This is a genomic window from Streptomyces sp. NPDC015220, assembly GCF_043079345.1.
Classification (GTDB): domain Bacteria; phylum Actinomycetota; class Actinomycetes; order Streptomycetales; family Streptomycetaceae; genus Streptomyces.
Map to the genome: position 1 here is coordinate 248,263 of NZ_JBIBUK010000007.1, position 18,537 is coordinate 266,799.

Here is an 18,537-nt window from a genome sequence, read left to right on the forward strand (position 1 = left end):
GGCGTCAGGCGCGCCTCACGTCAGTCCCGCCGCCCTGGCGCGTTCCACCGCCGGGCCGATGGCCTTGGCGACCGCTTCCACGTCCGCCTCGGTGGAGGTGTGGCCGAGGGAGAAGCGCAGGGTGCCGCGGGCCAGGTCGGGGTCGGTGCCGGTGGCGAGGAGGACATGGCTGGGCTGGGCGACGCCGGCGGTGCAGGCGGAGCCGGTGGAGCACTCGATGCCCTGGGCGTCCAGCAGGAGCAGCAGGGAGTCGCCCTCGCAGCCGGGGAAGGTGAAGTGGGCGTTGGCCGGAAGCCGTCCCCCGGGTGCGGGGTCGCCGCCGAGGATCGCGTCGGGGACCGCCGCGCGGACGGCGTCGATCAACTGGTCCCGCAGGGCGCCGATCTCGCGGGCGAACCACTCGCGCTGCTCGGCGGCGAGCCGGCCGGCCACGGCGAAGGAGGCGATCGCGGGGACGTCGAGGGTGCCGGAGCGGACGTGGCGCTCCTGGCCGCCGCCGTGCAGGACGGGCACGGGGCTGTGCTCACGGCCGAGGATCAGGGCGCCGATGCCGTAGGGGCCGCCGATCTTGTGGCCGGAGACCGTCATCGCCGCGAGGCCGGAGGCGGCGAAGTCGATCGGGACCTGACCGAACGCCTGTACCGCGTCGGCGTGCAGCGGTACGCCGAACTCGGCGGCCACGTCGGCCAGTTCACGGACCGGCAGAACGGTGCCGATCTCGTTGTTCGCCCACATGACGGTGGCGAGGGCGACGTCGTCGGGGTCGCGGGCGATGGCCTCGCGCAGGGCCTCGGGGTGGACCCGGCCGTAGGGGTCGACCGGGAGGTACTCCACGGTGGCGCCCTCGTGCTCGCCGAGCCAGTGAACGGCGTCGAGGACGGCGTGGTGCTCCACGGGGCTGGCCAGGACGCGGGTGCGGGCCGGATCGGCGGCGCGGCGGGCCCAGTACAGGCCCTTGACCGCGAGGTTGTCGGCCTCGGTGCCGCCGGAGGTGAAGACGACCTCGCTGGGGCGTGCGCCGAGGGCCTCGGCGAGGGTCTCGCGGGACTCCTCGACCGTGCGGCGGGCCCGGCGGCCGGACGCGTGCAGGGAGGAGGCGTTGCCGGTGACGGCCAGCGCGGCGGTCAGCGCCTCTGCCGCCTCCGGAAGCATGGGGGTGGTCGCGGCGTGGTCGAGGTAAGCCATGGTGAGGCCGATTCTACGGGGCGCCTTCCCGGGCCCCCGGGCCAAGGTCGCGCCGAGTCGCCCGCGGCCCGCGGGGCCGGGCTCCGCGCTCGACACCCCGTGACCGCGAGCCCCGCGACGGCCTAGAAACTCCAGGACACCGTGTGGTCGGCCTGCATGAAGGCCAGGAGGACGACGAGGTCGGCGGCGCCCAGGGCGAGTCCGAGCAGGGCGCGGCCCCGGCGGGGCGTGCCGCGCCACAGGGCCACCGAGGCCAGCACGATGGCGATGGGGCCGAGGACCAGGTTGAGGACGAGCAGGCCGAGCAGGCCGAGGATGAAGGACGCGACGGCCATGCCTTCGGTGTCGCGTGCGACGGTGCGGCGCGTGGCCGGTGCGGTGAGGTGCAGCATGGTGGGTGCTCCCGACGGTCGGACGGACTGGGCGTCGGCGGGGCGCGGCGTCAGTGGGACGTGCCGCGCCGGCGGGCGTGGCGCTCGCGGAGCGCGAAGACCGCCAGCCAGGCACCGATCACGACGGCGGCGACGGCGCTGAGGCCGAGCGGCGCGTGGGCCACGGCGCCCAGGGTCACGCCGAACAGCAGCAGTGCGGCGACGAGGAACAGCATGGGATCGGATCCCCCTCCAGCGTTCTTCCGGCGGCATCCGGGGGCCGCCGTGACGTTCCGGTGAACGCGCTTGTAGTAACAGTTGTTCACTGACTACCCAGTCTAGCGCGGCCCACTGCTTGGAAATTCCGGAGAACAGTTGTTAACTGCATGGCATGAGTCACACCCCCGGCGTCCGGCAGGCCCAGAAGCTGAAGACCCGGCAGGCCCTCCTGGACGCGGCGCTGGCCCTGCTGGCGGAGCAGAGCCTGAGCAGCCTGGGTCTGCGCGAGGTCACGCGCGCGGTCGGCATCGCCCCGACCGCCTTCTACCGGCACTTCCGCTCCACGGCGGACCTCGGCGTGGCCCTGGTCGAGGAGGCGCTGGGCAGCCTGCACCCGATGATCCGGACGACGGTGTCCGCAGGGGACGACACGGAGGAACGCATCACGCGCGCCGTCGAGCTGATCGCCCGTCATGTGGACGCGCACCCCGCCCACGTCCGGTTCATCGCCCGGGAGCGCCACGGCGGGGTCCAGCCGGTGCGGGAGGCGATCCGGGAGCAACTGTCCCGGTTCGGCCGGGAGGTGAAGGACGAGCTGGCCAAGGACTCGCAGTCCACCGGCTGGAGCGAGGACGACCTGCTCATGCTCGCCCACCTCTACGTCGACCAGATGCTGGTCACCGCCTCGCTCTTCCTGGAGACGCCCGCCGCCCGGGCGGCCGAACGCGAGCACGTCACCCGGCTCGCGGCCCGGCAGCTACGACTGATCAGCGTCGGCCGCCGGCACTGGCGGGACTGACGGCTCGGGCCCGCACTCCCGTCGCGCCCGCCGCACCGTTCGAGCCCCGCGGCGGGCGCGACCGGCCCCGGGCGGTTCCCCGAGCGCCCGCGGGGCGGCGTCACCGGCTCCGCCCGGCCGGGGGGACCGGGCAGGCGCGGACCTCGCGGAGAGGAAACGGAGGAGAGTCCCGACGGGCCCGGGCCGCCGCGACGCGCTCAGTCCCGGTCGAGCCTGACGCGCGCGAGCTGGCGGGACTGCGCCACCAGCCGGTCGGCGCTGTCCCACACCTCGGCGTCCTCCTCCAGGAAGCCGCCGGCGAGGTTGCGGGTGGTGATGGACACGCGCAGCGGTCCCGGGGCCGGGCGGCAGCGGACGTGCACGGTCAGCTCGACGGTCGGCACCCAGCCCCGCAGACCGAGCTCGAAGGCGGTCGGGGGCAGCGCGTCCACCGCGAGCAGCAGGGAGAGCGGGTCGGCGTCGCGGCCGTCGGCGAGCCCGAACCAGGCCCGCATCTCGCCCTTCCCGGAGGGCGAGCCGAGCGCCCAGCCGAGGGTGGCCGGGTCCAGCTTGAGCATCAGCCGGTCGGCGATGGCGGAGCTGCCCGGGACGGGGGCGGGACCGTCCTCGGCGCCGAAGCACTGCTCGATCGGCGGGATCGCGGGCGGCTCGGCCGTGGTGCGGACGTCGTCGGGCAGGCCGGCCAGGTCGCCGTAGGAGGCCAGGACGCGGATGCGTTCCACCTCCTCGCCGTCGTCGTCGTACTGGAAGAGGGAGGCCTGCCCGGTGGACAGGGTGCGGCCGGCGCGGACGAGGTCGGTGCGCACGACGGCAGGCCCGGGCCGGGACGCGGTCAGGTAGTGCGCCGAGATCGTGAACGGGTCCGGGTGCGGCAGGGCGTCCGCGAGCGCGCGGCCGAGGACGGCCAGCAGATAGCCGCCGTTGACGGCGTTGATGATCGTCCAGCCGGCGGAGAGGTCGATGTCGTAGACGCCGGGGGTGCGCCGGACGACCGCGGTGTCCCGGTCGAACTCGCTGTCACCGATCGTGGCCCGCGCGACCGCGGCGGAAGCTGCTTCTGACATGGGTGAACGTTACAACAGGAAACTACTAAGCGGTAGCTTTGGACGCGGCGCCGGTGTGAGCGCACACCGTCCTCCGGGTGAGTCCCGGGCAATTTCTCGGTAAGTGTCCGCACTCGTGCGTAACCCCGGGCCCTCAATGCCCCTCTATGGGGACATGAGCCTCACCGGGACTCCGTTCCTGTACACCGTCGTCGCGCTGGCCGTGGCCGCGCTGGTCCTCCCGTTCGTCCTGTGGACGCGACTGAAGGGCCCCAGGGCGGTGCGTGCCGCGCTCCGGGCGCTGATGCTCCTGTTCGCCCAGACCACGGCCGTCACCCTGGTCTTCGTCCTGGTGAACAACGCCAACAACCTGTACGACAACTGGGCGGACCTGATCGGCACGGGCAACCATGTGCAGCGGGCCGCGGACCTGGGCGCCGACGGCACCGGAGGCATCGCCTACCGGAAGCTGCCCAGGGTGCGGCAGGAGTTCACCCGGGCCGACGGCCCCCGGATGCACGCGGCCGGCGGGGTCAGGGTCACCCAGCTCAAGGGCCGGGTCTCGGGCGTCGACGCCGAGGTCTACGTCTGGCTGCCGCCGCAGTACGACGACCCCGCCTACCGGACCAGGAAGTTCCCCGTGGTCGAGCTGCTGTCCGGCTACCCGGGCTCGGCGAAGGCCTGGTTCGGGTCGCTGCACGTGCACGAGCAGCTTCGGCCGCTGATGCTCAGCGGCCGGGTCGCCCCCTTCATCCTGGTCGCCCCGCGCACCAACCTGGTCGCCCGGATCGACACCGGCTGCGCCAACGTCCCCGGCACCGTCAACGCCGACACCTGGCTGAGCATCGACGTGCCGAAGATGGTCACGGACAACTTCCGCGCCGAGGCCGCGCCGGACGGCTGGGCGGCCGCCGGTTACTCGGCCGGCGCCCACTGCGCGACCAAGCTCGCCGTCGCCCACCCCGACCGCTACCGCGCCGCGGTGAGCATGTCCGGCTACAACGACCCGATCGGCCAGCGCAACTCGCTGGCCAACCAGAGCCTGGCGCTGCGCCGGGCGAACAACCCGTACGTCCTGCTGCGCGGGTACCGCACACCGCCGCGCATCGGCCTCTACCTCTCCGGCGAGGCCGGCGACGGCTACGAGGCCGGGGTGGCGCTGGAGCGGATCGCCAAGGCCCCGACCACCGTGCGCGTGGTCTTCCTGCCGCGCAGCGCGGGCGGGCACACCCTGGCGCTGTGGCGGCCGCAGGTGCCCGCGGCGTTCGGCTGGCTGACCGAGGAGCTGACCGGGAAGGGGCCCGCGCGCACCCGGCCCGCCTCCCCTACTCCTCCCGGACGGTCGAACGCCGGTTCCACGCCCGCGGAGCTCGCCAGTGGTACCGCATCGCGAGCAGGCGGAGCACGAAGGCGGTGACCACCGCGAGCCCGGTGGTCACCGGTGTCAGCACGTCGTAGTGGATGAACAGCACCACCATCGTGGCGCCGACGATGGCCGGGACCGCGTACAGGTCGCGGTCCCACCGCAGCAGCGAGGGCACCTCGTTGGCGAGCACGTCCCGCAGCACACCGCCGCCCACGGCGGTGGCCAGGCCCAGGGTCGCCGACGAGGTGAGGCTGAGGCCGTAGGCGTACGCCTTCGTCGTCCCGGAGACGCAGAACAGGCCGAGGCCGGCCGCGTCGAAGACGTAGACCGCCCGCTGGATGCGCTCCACGTGGGGGTGGAGGAAGAAGACCACGAGGGTGGCGAGCAGCGGGGTGAGGAAGTATCCCAGGTCGGTGAAGGCGGCCGGGGGCACGGCGCCGATGACGATGTCACGGAACAGCCCCCCGCCCAGCGCGGTGACCTCGGCGAGCACGGCGATGCCGAAGACGTCGAAGTTCTTGCGGACGGCCAGCAGCGCGCCGGAGATGGCGAACACGAAGATGCCGACGACGTCCACCGTGTGCTGGACGGAGGGGCTGAACAGTTGCTGAAGCACGCCACATTCTTACTCAGGGCGCGGCGCCGCCCTTGCGGCGCAAGGGCGAGGATGCCTACAGGGCCGGTTTGCCCGTGGTGAACAGCCACTTCTGGAACAGGTCGTCCAGCCGCTGCCCGGAGACCCGCTCGGCGAGGCGGACGAAGTCGGAGGTGTTCGCGTTGCCGTAGCGGTGCAGCTTCGTCCAGGCCGGCAGCAGCTCGAAGAACGCCTTGTCGCCGATGCGCTCGCGCAGTGCCTGGAGGGTCATCGCGCCGCGCTGGTAGACCGCGGAGGCGAACATGGTGTCGCGCTGCGGGTCGGCGACCTTGATCTGCCAGAAGGAGCTGCCGGCCGGGACGGAGTTGTAGCCGGCGAGGAAGGAGTCGTGCGCCGAGCGGGTGCCCCGGTGCTCGGCCCACAGCCACTGGGCGTAGGTGGCGAAGCCCTCGTTGAGCCAGATGTCCTTCCAGCGCTCCACCGACACCGAGTCGCCGAACCACTGGTGGGCCAGCTCGTGCACGATGGTCGACTCGCTGCGCACCGCCGAGTACGCCGGCTTGCTCTGCACCTCCAGCGAGAACCCGGCCTCCGGCATGTCGTCGACGATCGCGCCGGTCTCCTCGAACGGGTACGGCCCGAAGACCCGCGACCAATAGTCGGTGGCCTCGGCGGTGACGGCGTACACGTCGACGCTGTTGCTGTTCTTCAGCTTCGGGTCGACGGCGACGTAGATGGGCGTGCCGGCGGGCGTCCGCCCGGTGCGCACGTCGAACCTGCCGATGGTGGCGGTCGCCAGGTAGGTGGCCATGGGCCGGCTCTCGCGCCAGTGCGTGTACGTCGAGCCGCCCCTGTCGTACGTCGACACCAGCCGGCCGTTGGAGACACCGGTCAGGCCCTTGGGCGCCTTGATGGTGATGTCGTAGGCGGCCTTGTCGGACGGGTGGTCGCTGGAGGGGAACCAGGTGGAGGCGGCGTTGGGCTCGCAGGCGACGAAGACGCCGTCCTCGGTCTTCATCCAGCCGTACTTCGAGCCGAAGACGATGGGGCCGCTCAGCGGCTCGGGGACGCCGCCGTAGGTGACGGCGACCCGGAAGGTGCGGTTCTTGCGCAGGGTCGCGGACGGGGTGATGCGCAGTTCGTCGCCGTCCCGGGTGAACCGGGCCCGTCTGCCGTCCACCTCGACGCGGGTGACCTCCAGTTTTTGCAGGTCCAGGTCGAAGGAGGCCAGGTTCTCGGTGGCGCGTGCGGTGAGCGTCGTACGGCCGTCCAGACGGCCGCTGGCCGGGTCGTAGGCGATGTCGAGGGCGTAGTGGCGGGCGTCGAAGCCGCCGTTGCCCGCCTGTGGGAAGTAGGTGTCGCCGATGCCTGGGGCACCGTGGGTGGGGGCCGAGGATGCGGCGACGGTCAGGAAGGAGAGCGCCGCGGTGACGACGGTTCCCAGACGTGCCGAACGGGAGAGTGCCATGAGGTCATCCCTTCGCGCGTGCGTCGATCGGTGGATCGCACGGACGGGAACGACTCTGCGCTCTCCCGTTCAGTCATGAGCATGACTTTGCCAACTCGTCATGCCTCAGTCGTCGCTCGACTCCTGACCGTCGTCGCCGCTGTCGTCGTCGGAGCCGTCACCGCTCCGGCCGGCGTCCTCGCCGCGGTCGCCGTCGCCGTCCCGGTCGCCGGCGTCGTCACCGTCGCCGCGATCGGCGTCCGCGTCCTTCGCGGCGGCCGGCTTCTTCTCCTCAGCGGCCGGCTTCTTCTCCGCGTCGGCCGACTTCTTGTCGTCGGAGGCCGGCGCCTTCTCCTCGGAGGCCGGCTTCTCCGTGTCGGCCGGCTTCTCGTCGGCGACGGCCGCCTTCTCCGTGTCGGCCGGCTTCTTCTCCTCAGCGGCCGGCTTCTTCTCCGCGTCGGCCGACTTCTTGTCGTCGGAGGCCGGCGCCTTCTCCTCGGAGGCCGACTTCTTGTCGTCGGAGGCCGGCGCCTTCTCCTCGGAGGCCGGCGCCTCCTCGGCGTCGGCCGAGGGCGACGCGTCGGCCTCCGCCTGCGCCTGGGCGACCACGTCGGACGCCGCCACCGCCGCCGAGGTCTTGGCGGACTCCGCCAGGACCTCGTCGGCCACCAGCTCCGCCGCCTCCTTCGCGGCCGAGAGCAGCACCGTGTCCTGGGGAGCCTGGTCCGCGAAGTTCTCCGGGTGGTGGCAGGCCACCCGCTGACCGGGCCTCAGCTCCTTGAGCGGCGGCTCGGTCGTCGCGCAGATCTGCGTCGCCTTCCAGCACCGGGTGTGGAAGCGGCAGCCGCTCGGCGGGGCGAGCGGCGAGGGCACGTCGCCGCGGAGCAGGATGCGCTCGCTCTTGGCGCCCCGGCGCTTGGGGTCGGGGACCGGCACGGCCGACATCAGCGCCTTGGTGTACGGGTGCATCGGCGCCTCGTACAGCGAGGTGCGGTCGGCGAGCTCGACGATCTTGCCGAGGTACATCACCGCGATCCGGTCCGAGACGTGCCGGACGACGGACAGGTCGTGGGCGATGATCACATAGGTCAGACCCAGCTCCTCCTGGAGGTCGTCCATCAGGTTGACCACCTGGGCCTGGATGGACACGTCCAGCGCGGACACCGGCTCGTCGGCCACCACCAGCTTCGGCTTGAGCGCGAGCGCGCGGGCGATGCCGATACGCTGGCGCTGGCCGCCGGAGAACTCGTGCGGGTAGCGGTTGTAGTGCTCGGGGCTCAGGCCGACCAGCTCCAGCAGCCGCTGGACCTCCTTCTTCACCCCGCCCTCGGGCTCCACGCCCTGCAGCCGGAAGGGCGCGGAGACGATCGAGCCGATGGTGTGGCGGGGGTTGAGGGAGCCGTACGGGTCCTGGAAGATCATCTGGATGTCCCGCCGCAGCGGGCGCATCTGTCCGGTGCTCAGCCGGGTGATGTCCCGGCCCTCGAACTCGATCGTGCCGTCGGTCGGGTCCTGCAGACGGGTGACGACGCGGCCCATGGTGGACTTGCCGCAGCCCGACTCGCCGACCACGCCGAGGGTCTCGCCCCGGCGCACCTCGAAGTCGATGCCGTCGACCGCCTTCACCGCGGCGACCTGGCGCTGCAGGATCCCCTTCTTGATGGGGAAGTGCTTGGTCAGGCCCGTGACCTTGAGCAGTACCTCGCGGTCCTCGGGAGCCGACGCCTGCCCGGGCACCGTGACCTCGTCCGCGGCATCCGTCTTCTTCGTCTCACTCACAGCTTCGGCGCAATCTCTTCGGTCCAGATCCGCGTACGGTCCTCCGGCGAGAGGTGGCAGGCGGACCAGTGGCCGCCGTCGACCTGCTGCAGCTCGGGGCGCACCGTCCGGGTGACGTTCCCCTTGGGGACGTCCGCGTAGGGGCAGCGGGGGTGGAAGGCACAGCCCGAGGGGACGTTGATGAGGCTCGGCGGCTGCCCCTTGACCGGGATGAGCCGGTCGGAGGTCTCGCGGTCCACACGCGGCATGGAGCCGAGCAGACCCCAGGTGTAGGGGTGCTGGGGCCGCTCGAAGATCTCGTCCACCGGGCCGCGCTCCACGCACCGGCCGCCGTACATCACCAGTACCTCGTCGGCGATCTCGGCGACGACGCCGAGGTCGTGGGTGATGAGGATGACCGCGGAGCCGAACTCCTTCTGCAGGTCCCGGATCAGGTCCAGGATCTGCGCCTGGACGGTCACGTCGAGGGCGGTGGTCGGCTCGTCCGCGATCAGCAGCTCGGGGTTGTTCACCAGCGCCATCGCGATCATCGCGCGCTGGCGCATACCGCCGGAGAACTCGTGCGGGTAGGAGTCGGCGCGCTTGGCCGGCTCGGGGATGCCGACCCGGTCGAGCATCTCGACGGCCCGGGCCCGGGCCTCCTTCTTGGTGACGCCGTGGTGGACCCGGTAGGCCTCGACGATCTGGTTGCCCACCGTGTAGTACGGGTGCATCGCGGACAGCGGGTCCTGGAAGATCATCGCCATCTCGCGGCCGCGCAGCTTGCGCACCTCGTCCGGGGCGGCGGAGACCAGTTCCTTGCCGTCCAGCCAGATCTCGCCGGACATCCGCACGTTCTTGCCGCGCGCGCCGAGCCGGTGCAGGCCCATGATCGCCAGCGAGGTGACCGACTTGCCGGAGCCCGACTCGCCGACGACGCTGAGGGTCTTGCCCTTCTCCAGCTTGAAGCTGAGCCCGTCGACGGACTTGACCAGGCCGTCGTCGGTCGGGAAGTGCACCTTGAGGTCGCGGACCTCGAGGAAGGCCTTGGGGGCCTCCGCAGTGGTGGCGGCCGGCTCGCTCTCGGCGGCGGCGGTCTTGGAGAGTTCGGTCACGAGAGCCTCACCCGCGGGTCGGCGGCCGCGTAGAGCACGTCCACCAGGAGATTTGCGATGACGACGAAGAAGGCGGCGAGCAGGGTCACGCCGAGGATCTTGGGCAGGTCGTTGTCGGTGATGCCCTTCACCGCGTAGGCGCCGACGCCGTCCAGCGAGAAGACGGTCTCGGTGATCACCGCGCCGCCGAGCAGCAGGCCGATGTCCATGCCGAAGACGGTGATGATCGGGGTGAGGGCGGCCCGCAGTCCGTGCCGGACGACGACCTTGCGCTCCCGCAGGCCCTTGGCGCGGGCCGTGCGGATGAAGTCCTCGTTCATCGTCTCCAGCATGCCCGAGCGGGTGAGCCGGGCGTAGACGGCGGAGTACAGCAGCGCGAGGGAGCACCAGGCCGGGAAGAGGGTGTTGGCCCACTGCTCGGGGTTCTGGGTGAACGGGATGTAGTCGCGTCCGAAGATCGGCCACTTGAAGACGAAGAGCAGGATCGCCAGGTTGCCCGTGAAGAACATGGGCAGCGAGACACCGGTGAGCGCGACGCCCATGAAGGCGCGGTCGAAGAACGAGCGCGGCTTGAGCGCGGAGACGACGCCGACCGCCACGCCCGACAGCAGCCACAGCACCGCGGCGCCGGACGCCAGCGAGATGGTCACCGGCATGCGGGAGGTGAGCTGCGGCCAGACCGCCTCGTGGGTCTTGAAGGAGTAGCCGAAGCACGGCGCATCGCAGTGCACCGTGGTGGGGCCGATGTTGTAGTCGGCGCCGGCCACGATCCCCTTGATGAAGTGCCAGTACTGGACGTAGACCGGCTGGTCCAGTCCGAGGTTGCGCTTCACCGCGAGGATGTCGGCCTTCGACGGGCTCTTGCCTATGTACTGCTGCGCCAGTTGGTCTGCGGTCTGACCGACTATCCGCGGCAGCAGGAAGAAGATGGCGAAGGTGACCGCGGAGACGACCAGCAGCAGGATCACTGCCGCGAACGTCCGGCGGAGGATGTACGAGATCACGGGGGCCGGCGCTGACGCCCGCGGGTGGCGAAACCCGCGGGCGTCAATGCCTTCACCTGCCTTCCGGGGCTGCTACTTCTTCGTGGTGCCGAGGTTGAGGTAGTCGTACTGACCGCTCCAGGCCGCCGACGACGCCACGTTGGTGGCGTAGGGCGAGCGGTAGAGCAGGACCTTGAAGTAGGTCAGCGGGACGATGACCGCCTGGTCCATGGTGGTCTTGTCGATCTCGGCGTACAGCTTGTTGCGCGCGGCCACGTCCGGGTTGGCGATCGCCTGGGCCAGCTTGGCGTCGACGGCCTTGTTCGCGAACTGCGACAGGTTCGTGTTGCCGGACTGGCTGATGGCCTTGCTGTTCAGGATCTGCTGCAGGAAGCCGTAGCCGGAGGGCCAGTCGGCGCCCCACTGCATCATCATGATGCCGATGTTCTGCTTCTCGGTGAACTTCGGCACACCCGCGTAGTCGGTGAAGTACTTGCCCTGCGGGTACTGCTTGAGGGTGGCGTTGATGCCGACCTTCTTCAGCGAGCTGATGATCGCCGTGGCCGCGTCGACCTCCTGCTGGCGGTCGGAGCGGGCCGAGATGTTGGTGTTGATCGTGGTGTGACCGCAGGCCTTCAGCTGCTCCTTGGCCTTGGCCACGTCGCCCTTGCTGTCCGCGGTCGCGTACTGGTCGGCCTTCTCGTAGCCGGTGATGTCCGGCGGCACGACGGTGGAGGCGATCTCACCGCGGACCGGTCCGCCCATCGCGGTCTGCACGGAGACCTTGTCGATGGCGTACTGGACGGCCTTGCGGCACGCGACGTTGTCGAACGGCTTGACCTTGGTGTTCACCGCGGCGTAGACGAGGCGGCCGCCGAAGGTGTTGTCGGTGCTGGCCTTGCCGTCCGGGGAGCCGAGCAGGTCGGCCTGGGTGGAGGCCCCGACGCCGATGCCGGTCAGCTCCGCCGTGGCCTTGCCGGACTGGAGGTCCTGGTCGATGGTCTCGGCGTTGACCTTCAGGTTTACGACGATCTTGTCCGGGTACTGCTTGCGCAGCGGGTCGGTCTTCGGGTCCCAGTTCTTGTTGCGGACCAGGACGGCCTTCTGGCCCTCCTCGTAGCTCTGGAACTGGTAGGAGCCGGAGGACACGATGTGCTTGACGTAGTCGACGCCGTCGTCCTTGGCCTGGGGCACCGGGGCCGTCTGCGGAGCGGCGACGAGGTAGTCGAACTCCTGGAAGGCGCGGTTCAGGTGGAAGACGATCGTGGTGTCGTCGGGCGTCTGGATCGAGGACAGGCCCTTGGCGCTCTTGTCCTTGTACGGGCCCTTGTAGTGGTCCGGGTCCAGCAGGAACTGCTGGAAGTAGTTCGGACCGAGCGAGAGCACGTCACGCGCGAAGTTGGACCGCTCGACGGCGTACTTGACGTCCTTCGAGGTGATCGGCGTCCCGTCCTGGTACTTCAGGCCCGCACGCAGCTTGTACGTCCAGGTCTTGCCGCCGTCGCTCGGCACGCCCTTGCCGGCGGCGAGGTCGGGGACCAGGGTGTTGCCCTGGGTGCCGGGGCCGGGCTGGAACGTCATCAGCGGACGCGCCCACAGCCGGCTGAGGTTGTACATGTACGCGTAGTACGTGTTGCCCGGGTCGAACGAGTCCGGGACGTCCGACATCTCGTAGACGACCGTGCCGCCCTTGGTCTCGGACGCGTTGACGACACCCTTGGTCGCCGCGTTGGCGCCGGCCGCCTTCGGCTTGCCGCCGTCCTTGTTGTCGTCGGCCTTGCTGCAGCCTGCCAGTAGCAGGCTGACGGAGCCGATGGCCGCGATCGCGGCCAGCGCTGACCTTCGCATGATGGTCTGCTTCCCTCCCATAGATCGGAAACTTGATGGGCTCTCAGTGAGCAGGCGTCAGCGGCTGCGCGGGTCGAGAGCGTCGCGGAGACCGTCGCCGAGCAGGTTGAACGCGAGGACGGTGATGAAGATGGCGAGGCCGGGCACGATCAGGAACTGGGGATCGACCTTGTAGTAGGTGACGGCCTCCCGGAGCATGCCTCCCCAGGACGCCTGCGGGGGCTGGATGCCGACGCCGAGGAAGCTGAGGGACGCCTCGAAGAGGATGTTGGTCGGGATGAGCAGCGTCGAGTAGACGATGATCGGGCCGACCAGGTTGGGCATCAGTTCCCGGAACAGGATGTACGGCCCCTTGGCGCCCATGCCCCGGGCGGCGTCCACGAACTCGCGCTCGCGCAGCGCGAGCGTCTGGCCCCGGACGATGCGTCCCAGATAGGGCCAGTTGAAGAAGCCGATCACGAAGATCAGCACGCTCAGGTGCAGCGGCAGTCCGTTGAGGCCGAACGCGCCGCCCTGGAGGGTGGCGGAGATGGCGATCGCGAAGAGCAGGAGGGGGAAGGCGAGGAAGGTGTCCATCAGGCGGCTGATGATCGAGTCGACCCGGCCGCCGTAGTAGCCGGCGACGACGCCCATGATGGCGCCGATCACGTTGGACAGGATGGTCGCGCCGAAGGCCACCACCAGCGAGACCCAGGAGCCTTCGAGGACGCGGGTGGCGATGTCGCGGCCGAACTTGGGGTCCACGCCCAGCGGGTGGTCCAGGCTCATGCCGCCCCAACCCGACTTGGGCAGCGAGGTGTTGGGGTCGATGAGGTCCTGGTTGAAGGCGTTGGGGTCGAGGCCGAACATGGCCTGGACGGGACGCGAGGCGATCGCCAGGACGATCAGCAGGATCACGATGACGCCACCGGTGACGGCGGCCTTGTCCTTCTTGAACCGGGACCAGGCGATCTGCCCAAGGGAACGACCCTCGATCCGCCCCTCACCGGCGCCGGCGAGCGCAGCCTCAGGCTGCGCCTCGGCTGCCGCCCCGGTGGTCTCGATCGGTGCGGTCACTATGACCCGACCCCTCTCGCCGGTGGTGACCGGCCTGCGCCTGCCGCTGTGTGCGGCGGTTTGGTACTTGGTTGCCGTGCGCCGGCCACGGATGGTGCGGCCTTGGTGCCAGGCGGATTCGCCGGCTCGCGCTCGACCACGAGGCCCTCGACCTCATGTCTGAGTCGCGAGTCTTCAACCTCGCCGTGATCACCCGCCAGATCTGACGGTGAAAGTATGCGCAACCGTGATGCACTGCGGAGGATTCCGTTATCCGAACACTGGGTAACACCTCCCGGACGCCGGGCAGTTGGGACACTTCGGCGATTCGGTGCGGTTCAGGGCCAACCGGCGGCAATCTACGCGCGCAGAAGAGTCCCCGCCGTGCCGGGGCGCTCAGGGGAGCCGGAATGCGGACACGTCCGGCGGGCCGTTCAGTACCCGGCGCCGACCGGCGGGTAGCCGTAGCCGCCGGCCGGTCCCTGGGCGGGACCGGCGTGCGCCTCACGGTCGTAGAACGGGCGGGAGTTGGCGCGCAGCCACATCGCGACCGGGTCGAAGGCGTCGGACATCGCGACGGTCGACACCGGCAGCCCGTCCGGTACGGCGCCGATGGACCGCTGCATCATCGATCGGACCGAGTCGACGGCCGGCGGCGAGGTGTCGTACACCTCCAGGCCGATGGCGAGGTACGGCGCGCCGAACGCGGGCTGCACCCAGGCGCGGCGCAGCGAGCGCAGGGCCGGGGTGCGGTGGGCGTTCTGCGTGAGCAGGGCGTAGAACTGCGGGATCTCCACGGCCGGTTCGGACAGCCGCAGCGGGCCGGCGGGCTGGCGGTCCAGGCCGGCCGCGATGCGGCGCAGGTCGAGCCAGGGGACGCCGACGCCACCGCCCGGCGCGTGCGGATTCAGCCAGAGGCCGTAGTGGTCGGGGTAGAGGGTGCGGGCGACGTCGAGGCCGTCGACCACCTCGTACGACCGCGTCCAGCCGCTCGCCGAGAGTTCCTGGGCGGAGGTCACGCAGGGCGCGTAGCCGTGGCCGTCGACCTCCATGTGGCCGTACTGGGCGTCCGGGGCGCCGGCCTGGCCGTGCCACAGCAGCATCCAGACCTGGCCGGAGGAAGGGGTCGCGAGCGCGCGGAGCAGCGCCTCGTAGGCGTCGTAGCGTCCGGGCGTCACCTGGCGCAGCATCTGCTCCACCTGCCCGGCCGCGGTGCCGCTCGCGCTGGCGCTCACTTCTACGCCCCTCCATACACCAAAGGTTCCGACCGAGCCGTGAGTCCAGCTTAAGGCCGCCTGCGCGATCGTTCCCTCTCGTCGTCCCGCCGCCGCGGGACGGTCGCGGCCGGTCCGCTGCCCGCGGCGGGGGCGTGCGCCGGAGCCGCTCCGCGCCGCCGGGAAGCCCTCAGTGACCGTACTGGTAGAACGGCCTGACCTTTTCCCTCAGCCAGTCGACCACAGGGTCCTGGGCCACGTCCATGAGGACCAGGTTGACCGGCCAGCCGACCGGCACCCTGGCCAGGGCGCGGCCGAGTGCCTCCAGGGGGCGGGCGCGCAGGTCGCCGTCCCACTGGGAGAGCTCGACGCCGACGAACATGACCGGGTCGGCCGTCTCGACGGCGGCCAGGCAGCGGCGCGCCGTGAGCACGACGCCCGTCTCGGCGAACTCGGCACAGGCGGCGGCGAGGAAGTCGACCGGGTCGTCCTGCCAGTCGGGCTCGTAGAGCCGTACCCGGCCGCCGCTCGCCGGGCCGTCCAGCTCGGTGCGGCCCGCCCGGCACAGTTCGGCCACGGCCTGCGGGGGCAGCGGGATGCCGACGACACCGTCCGGGTTGACCACGACGCCGACCTGCGGCGGCAGTCCGCGGGCGAACTCGACGGCGGGCGCGATGGTGTACGGCATGTGGGGGCCGGCGACCTGACGGAGCTGCTCCTCGGAGCTGAAGACCGGGACGTACGCCTGTCCCTCGATCTCCAGGGTCGGCAAGTCCAGCGGACCGCTGTTCGGGCCGCCGCCGTTGGGCAGCGGCACCCACAGGAAGCTGCGGCCCAGCACCTCGACGATCCGGCCGCCGGCCGTCGGTACGCCGAGGGACGCGGAGAGCACCTCCTCCAGCTCGTTGCCGGGCCAGCCGCCGTGCGGCTGGGGGTGCGCCTGTGCCGGGAAGTCCCCCGGAATGTCCGCGGAGAAGTCCGCCGGGAAGTCCATCTGCCTACCGCCTGCTGGGAACCACTGCTGTGACCGAAAGGCTAACGGGTGCCGGCCCGGGGCAGGCCGGTGAACCCCGTCCGGCCCGGCGGACGGCTCCACGGCGTGCTCCTCGCCGTCCGGCCGGCGGGAGTTGCCACCGTCCACGGTGCGGCCTTCTCCGGTCGGCGGGTGCGGCCTTCTCCGGCCCGCCGGCGCGGGTGATCAGGGGCCGCCGGTACGGGCACCGGCCCCGCCGGTGGTCGGGGTCCGGTGCCGACGGGTGGTCAGCCGGCGGTGAAGGCGATCCGGCGCAGGCCGGCCGCCGCCTCGCGGTCCAGCAGGACCGCCGAGCCGCAGCCCTCGGGCAGGGCGCCCTCCTCCACGGCGCGCAGCAGGCGGCCGGCGCTGCGGCGATGGCGCAGGAAGGCGTAGCGGGAGACACCGCGACCGCGGTGGCGCTGACCGGAGAGCGCGGTGCCGGCGGTGACGTCGAGCAGGATCAGGTGGAGGGTGCCGCCACGCCGGCGGGCGGCACGGGCCAGCCAGGTGCGGACCCAGCTCTGGGTGCCGCAGTCGTGGACCACGACCGGCTCGCCCGAGCGCAGGGCGCGGCGCAGGGCGGCGTAGTGGGCGAGGCGGACCAGGGGCCGGTAGAGGGCGTAGGGCAGGCGGGGCGCCAGGCGGGCGTCCCAGCGCTCGCGGGTGTCCTGGGAGTCGATCCGGACGCCGCGCACCGTGCGGCGCATCAGGGTCGACTTGCCGCTGCCGGGCAGGCCGGTGACCACGACCAGGTCGTGCGGGCCGAAGAGCAGCGCGTGCGGGGCGCGGCCGGCCCGCTCGCGCAGGTCGCGGACGACGGGCGCGTGGTGCCGGTCCGCGTGTTCACGGGCCCGGGCCGCGGGCCGCCCGGGCAGAGCCGGGGCACGGGTCGTCGCGTACGCCGGTGCGGTCCTGTTCACCGTCATCGTCCTCCCCTGGGTGGTGACGGTTCACCTCCCCTTCGAGTGTAAAGAGAAGGTAATGCGGGGCGCCTCCCGTTTCCGTACGCGTTCTGCCACAGGCCGGTTACAGATCCGCCCTGCCGGGACACGGCGAGCCGTGCAATGATGGGCGCGCCAACTGCATACCGGCCGCTTGAATCCGCGCGGGAGAGTTCCCGGCAGTACGTCTGCCCGGACGCCGAAGGAGCAAGTCCCTCCCTTGAATCTCTCAGGCCCCGTTACCGCGCGGGCGAGGCACATCTGAAAAGCGGGCCGCTGCCGCAGTGGCTCCACCCAAGGTGCAAGCCGTGATCCGTCCGTGCGACGGCGGTCATGGCGAACCTCTCAGGTTCCGATGACAGATGGGGAGGACACGAGTTCCGTCCTCGCCCTCCCCCGCGCCCGGCTGCGTTCGAGCGGGGGCCCATCGCCTTGGAGACCGACCGATGAGCAGTTCCGCCTCCCATCCGCTGCGTCACACCGCGCTCGACGCGCTGCACCGCTCGCTCGGGGCGACGATGACCGACTTCGCCGGCTGGGACATGCCGCTGCGCTACGGCTCCGAGCGCGACGAGCACCTGGCCGTGCGCACCCGGGCCGGTCTGTTCGACCTCTCCCACATGGGCGAGATCACGGTCACCGGCCCGCAGGCCGCGGCGCTGCTGAACCACGCCCTGGTCGGCAACATCGCCTCGGTCGGCGTCGGCCGGGCCCGGTACACCATGATCTGCCGGGAGGACGGGGGCATCCTGGACGACCTGATCGTCTACCGGCTGGCCGAGACCGAGTACCTGGTCGTCGCCAACGCCTCCAACGCCGAGGTGGTGCTCGACGCGCTGACCGGGCGGGCGGCGGGCTTCGACGCCGAGGTGCGCGACGACCGCGACGAGTACGCCCTGATCGCCGTGCAGGGCCCCGAGTCCCCCGGCATCCTGAAGTCCCTCACCGACGCCGACCTGGACGGCCTGAAGTACTACGCGGGCCTGCCCGGCACGGTCGCCGGCGTCCCGGCGCTGATCGCGCGCACCGGCTACACCGGCGAGGACGGCTTCGAGCTGTTCGTCGCCCCGGCCGACGCCGAGAAGCTGTGGCAGGCGCTGACCGACGCCGGAGCGGACGCCGGGCTGGTGCCCTGCGGGCTGTCCTGCCGTGACACGCTGCGGCTGGAGGCCGGCATGCCGCTGTACGGGCACGAGCTGACGACCGCGCTGACGCCGTTCGACGCGGGGCTCGGCCGGGTGGTCAAGTTCGAGAAGGAGGGCGACTTCGTCGGGCGCGAGGCGCTGGAGCGTGCCGCCGCCCGCGCGTCGCAGAACCCCCCTCGGGTCCTGGTCGGCCTGGTCGCCGAGGGCCGTCGCGTCCCGCGCGCGGGGTACGCGGTGGTCGCCGGCGGCGAGGTGATCGGCGAGGTCACCTCCGGCGCCCCCTCCCCCACCCTGGGCCGGCCGATCGCCATGGCCTACGTCGACGCCGCGCACGCCGCCCCGGGCACCACGGGTGTCGGCGTGGACATCCGGGGCAGCCACGAACCGTTCGAGGTCGTGGCACTGCCCTTCTACAAGCGGCAGAAGTGACACCGGGACGTCCTCCGGCGGCACCAGCG

The 18,537-nt window shown here is 71.4% G+C and carries 17 protein-coding genes and 1 riboswitch; of the genes, 3 read left to right on the forward strand and 14 right to left on the reverse strand.

The window, feature by feature from the left end:
* Positions 1-15: 15 nt before the first annotated feature.
* The 3 genes from ACF061_RS17885 to ACF061_RS17895 all read right to left on the reverse strand — a co-directional run bounded on the left by ACF061_RS17885 (position 16) and on the right by ACF061_RS17895 (position 1,792).
* Positions 16-1,185 carry a cysteine desulfurase family protein gene (locus tag ACF061_RS17885; RefSeq protein WP_392267815.1) on the reverse strand — a complete coding sequence of 390 codons (1,170 nt, stop codon included), beginning with the start codon at positions 1,183-1,185 and terminating at the stop codon, positions 16-18.
* A gap of 122 nt (positions 1,186-1,307) precedes the next feature.
* Positions 1,308-1,574 carry a DUF4190 domain-containing protein gene (locus tag ACF061_RS17890; RefSeq protein WP_392267879.1) on the reverse strand — a complete coding sequence of 89 codons (267 nt, stop codon included), beginning with the start codon at positions 1,572-1,574 and terminating at the stop codon, positions 1,308-1,310.
* 53 nt (positions 1,575-1,627) lie between these two features.
* Positions 1,628-1,792: a hypothetical protein gene (locus ACF061_RS17895; protein WP_392267816.1), complete on the reverse strand. Its 165-nt coding sequence runs from the start codon at positions 1,790-1,792 to the stop codon at positions 1,628-1,630.
* Positions 1,793-1,947: 155 nt separating this feature from the next.
* Between ACF061_RS17895 and ACF061_RS17900 the strand changes: the two genes are divergently transcribed.
* Positions 1,948-2,574, forward strand: a complete 627-nt coding sequence (locus ACF061_RS17900) for a TetR family transcriptional regulator (RefSeq protein ID WP_392267817.1) — start codon at positions 1,948-1,950, stop codon at positions 2,572-2,574.
* Between the two features lie 197 nt (positions 2,575-2,771).
* Here the strand turns inward: ACF061_RS17900 and ACF061_RS17905 are convergent, their stop codons facing one another.
* A complete protein-coding gene (locus ACF061_RS17905; protein WP_392267818.1) occupies positions 2,772-3,638 on the reverse strand; it encodes a thioesterase family protein in 867 nt (288 codons plus the stop codon).
* A 154-nt stretch (positions 3,639-3,792) separates the two neighbouring features.
* Between ACF061_RS17905 and ACF061_RS17910 the strand changes: the two genes are divergently transcribed.
* Positions 3,793-5,034, forward strand: coding sequence for an alpha/beta hydrolase (locus ACF061_RS17910; RefSeq protein ID WP_392267819.1), 1,242 nt, complete (start codon positions 3,793-3,795; stop codon positions 5,032-5,034).
* On the opposite strand, the gene ACF061_RS17915 is transcribed toward ACF061_RS17910, so the two are convergent.
* The 10 genes from ACF061_RS17915 to ACF061_RS17960 all read right to left on the reverse strand — a co-directional run bounded on the left by ACF061_RS17915 (position 4,943) and on the right by ACF061_RS17960 (position 16,919).
* The gene (locus ACF061_RS17915; protein WP_392267820.1) at positions 4,943-5,599 is read right to left on the reverse strand and encodes a trimeric intracellular cation channel family protein; all 657 of its coding nucleotides are present in this window, start codon (positions 5,597-5,599) and stop codon (positions 4,943-4,945) included. The two genes, ACF061_RS17910 and ACF061_RS17915, sit on opposite strands and share 92 nt — an antisense overlap.
* Before the next feature lie 55 nt (positions 5,600-5,654).
* A complete protein-coding gene (locus ACF061_RS17920) occupies positions 5,655-7,046 on the reverse strand; it encodes a M1 family metallopeptidase (protein WP_392267821.1) in 1,392 nt (463 codons plus the stop codon).
* A gap of 105 nt (positions 7,047-7,151) precedes the next feature.
* Complete coding sequence (locus ACF061_RS17925) at positions 7,152-8,804, reverse strand: dipeptide ABC transporter ATP-binding protein (RefSeq protein ID WP_392267822.1); 1,653 nt, start codon at positions 8,802-8,804, stop codon at positions 7,152-7,154.
* Positions 8,801-9,898: an ABC transporter ATP-binding protein gene (locus ACF061_RS17930; RefSeq protein ID WP_392267823.1), complete on the reverse strand. Its 1,098-nt coding sequence runs from the start codon at positions 9,896-9,898 to the stop codon at positions 8,801-8,803. Before ACF061_RS17930 ends, ACF061_RS17925 begins: the two co-directional genes overlap by 4 nt.
* On the reverse strand, positions 9,895-10,902 hold the full coding sequence (locus tag ACF061_RS17935; RefSeq protein WP_392267824.1) for an ABC transporter permease: 1,008 nt from the start codon (positions 10,900-10,902) through the stop codon (positions 9,895-9,897). Before ACF061_RS17935 ends, ACF061_RS17930 begins: the two co-directional genes overlap by 4 nt.
* Positions 10,903-10,974: 72 nt before the next feature.
* The gene (locus ACF061_RS17940; RefSeq protein WP_392267825.1) at positions 10,975-12,750 is read right to left on the reverse strand and encodes an ABC transporter substrate-binding protein; all 1,776 of its coding nucleotides are present in this window, start codon (positions 12,748-12,750) and stop codon (positions 10,975-10,977) included.
* A 36-nt stretch (positions 12,751-12,786) separates the two neighbouring features.
* Positions 12,787-13,785, reverse strand: a complete 999-nt coding sequence (locus ACF061_RS17945; protein ID WP_392267826.1) for an ABC transporter permease — start codon at positions 13,783-13,785, stop codon at positions 12,787-12,789.
* A gap of 413 nt (positions 13,786-14,198) precedes the next feature.
* Positions 14,199-14,954 (reverse strand): enhanced serine sensitivity protein SseB C-terminal domain-containing protein, encoded by a 756-nt coding sequence (locus tag ACF061_RS17950; RefSeq protein ID WP_392267880.1) that lies wholly within the window; start codon positions 14,952-14,954, stop codon positions 14,199-14,201.
* Between the two features lie 214 nt (positions 14,955-15,168).
* The gene (locus tag ACF061_RS17955; RefSeq protein ID WP_392267827.1) at positions 15,169-15,972 is read right to left on the reverse strand and encodes an enhanced serine sensitivity protein SseB; all 804 of its coding nucleotides are present in this window, start codon (positions 15,970-15,972) and stop codon (positions 15,169-15,171) included.
* Positions 15,973-16,238: 266 nt separating this feature from the next.
* A complete protein-coding gene (locus ACF061_RS17960) occupies positions 16,239-16,919 on the reverse strand; it encodes an AAA family ATPase (RefSeq protein ID WP_392267828.1) in 681 nt (226 codons plus the stop codon).
* Positions 16,920-17,089: 170 nt separating this feature from the next.
* A riboswitch (glycine riboswitch) is annotated at positions 17,090-17,189 on the forward strand.
* A gap of 191 nt (positions 17,190-17,380) precedes the next feature.
* Between ACF061_RS17960 and gcvT the strand changes: the two genes are divergently transcribed.
* Positions 17,381-18,508 (forward strand): glycine cleavage system aminomethyltransferase GcvT, encoded by a 1,128-nt coding sequence (gene gcvT / locus ACF061_RS17965; RefSeq protein ID WP_392267829.1) that lies wholly within the window; start codon positions 17,381-17,383, stop codon positions 18,506-18,508.
* Positions 18,509-18,537: the final 29 nt, after the last annotated feature.

Coding starts and splice junctions, on each gene's coding strand:
- ACF061_RS17885 (WP_392267815.1), bottom strand. CDS start 1,185: ATGGCTTACCTCGACCACGCCGCGACCACCCCCATGCTTCCGGAGGCG.
- ACF061_RS17895 (WP_392267816.1), bottom strand. CDS start 1,792: ATGCTGTTCCTCGTCGCCGCACTGCTGCTGTTCGGCGTGACCCTGGGC.
- ACF061_RS17900 (WP_392267817.1), top strand. CDS start 1,948: ATGAGTCACACCCCCGGCGTCCGGCAGGCCCAGAAGCTGAAGACCCGG.
- ACF061_RS17905 (WP_392267818.1), bottom strand. CDS start 3,638: ATGTCAGAAGCAGCTTCCGCCGCGGTCGCGCGGGCCACGATCGGTGAC.
- ACF061_RS17910 (WP_392267819.1), top strand. CDS start 3,793: ATGAGCCTCACCGGGACTCCGTTCCTGTACACCGTCGTCGCGCTGGCC.
- ACF061_RS17920 (WP_392267821.1), bottom strand. CDS start 7,046: ATGGCACTCTCCCGTTCGGCACGTCTGGGAACCGTCGTCACCGCGGCG.
- ACF061_RS17940 (WP_392267825.1), bottom strand. CDS start 12,750: ATGGGAGGGAAGCAGACCATCATGCGAAGGTCAGCGCTGGCCGCGATC.
- ACF061_RS17950 (WP_392267880.1), bottom strand. CDS start 14,954: ATGCTGCGCCAGGTGACGCCCGGACGCTACGACGCCTACGAGGCGCTG.
- ACF061_RS17955 (WP_392267827.1), bottom strand. CDS start 15,972: ATGGACTTCCCGGCGGACTTCTCCGCGGACATTCCGGGGGACTTCCCG.
- ACF061_RS17960 (WP_392267828.1), bottom strand. CDS start 16,919: ATGACGGTGAACAGGACCGCACCGGCGTACGCGACGACCCGTGCCCCG.
- gcvT (WP_392267829.1), top strand. CDS start 17,381: ATGAGCAGTTCCGCCTCCCATCCGCTGCGTCACACCGCGCTCGACGCG.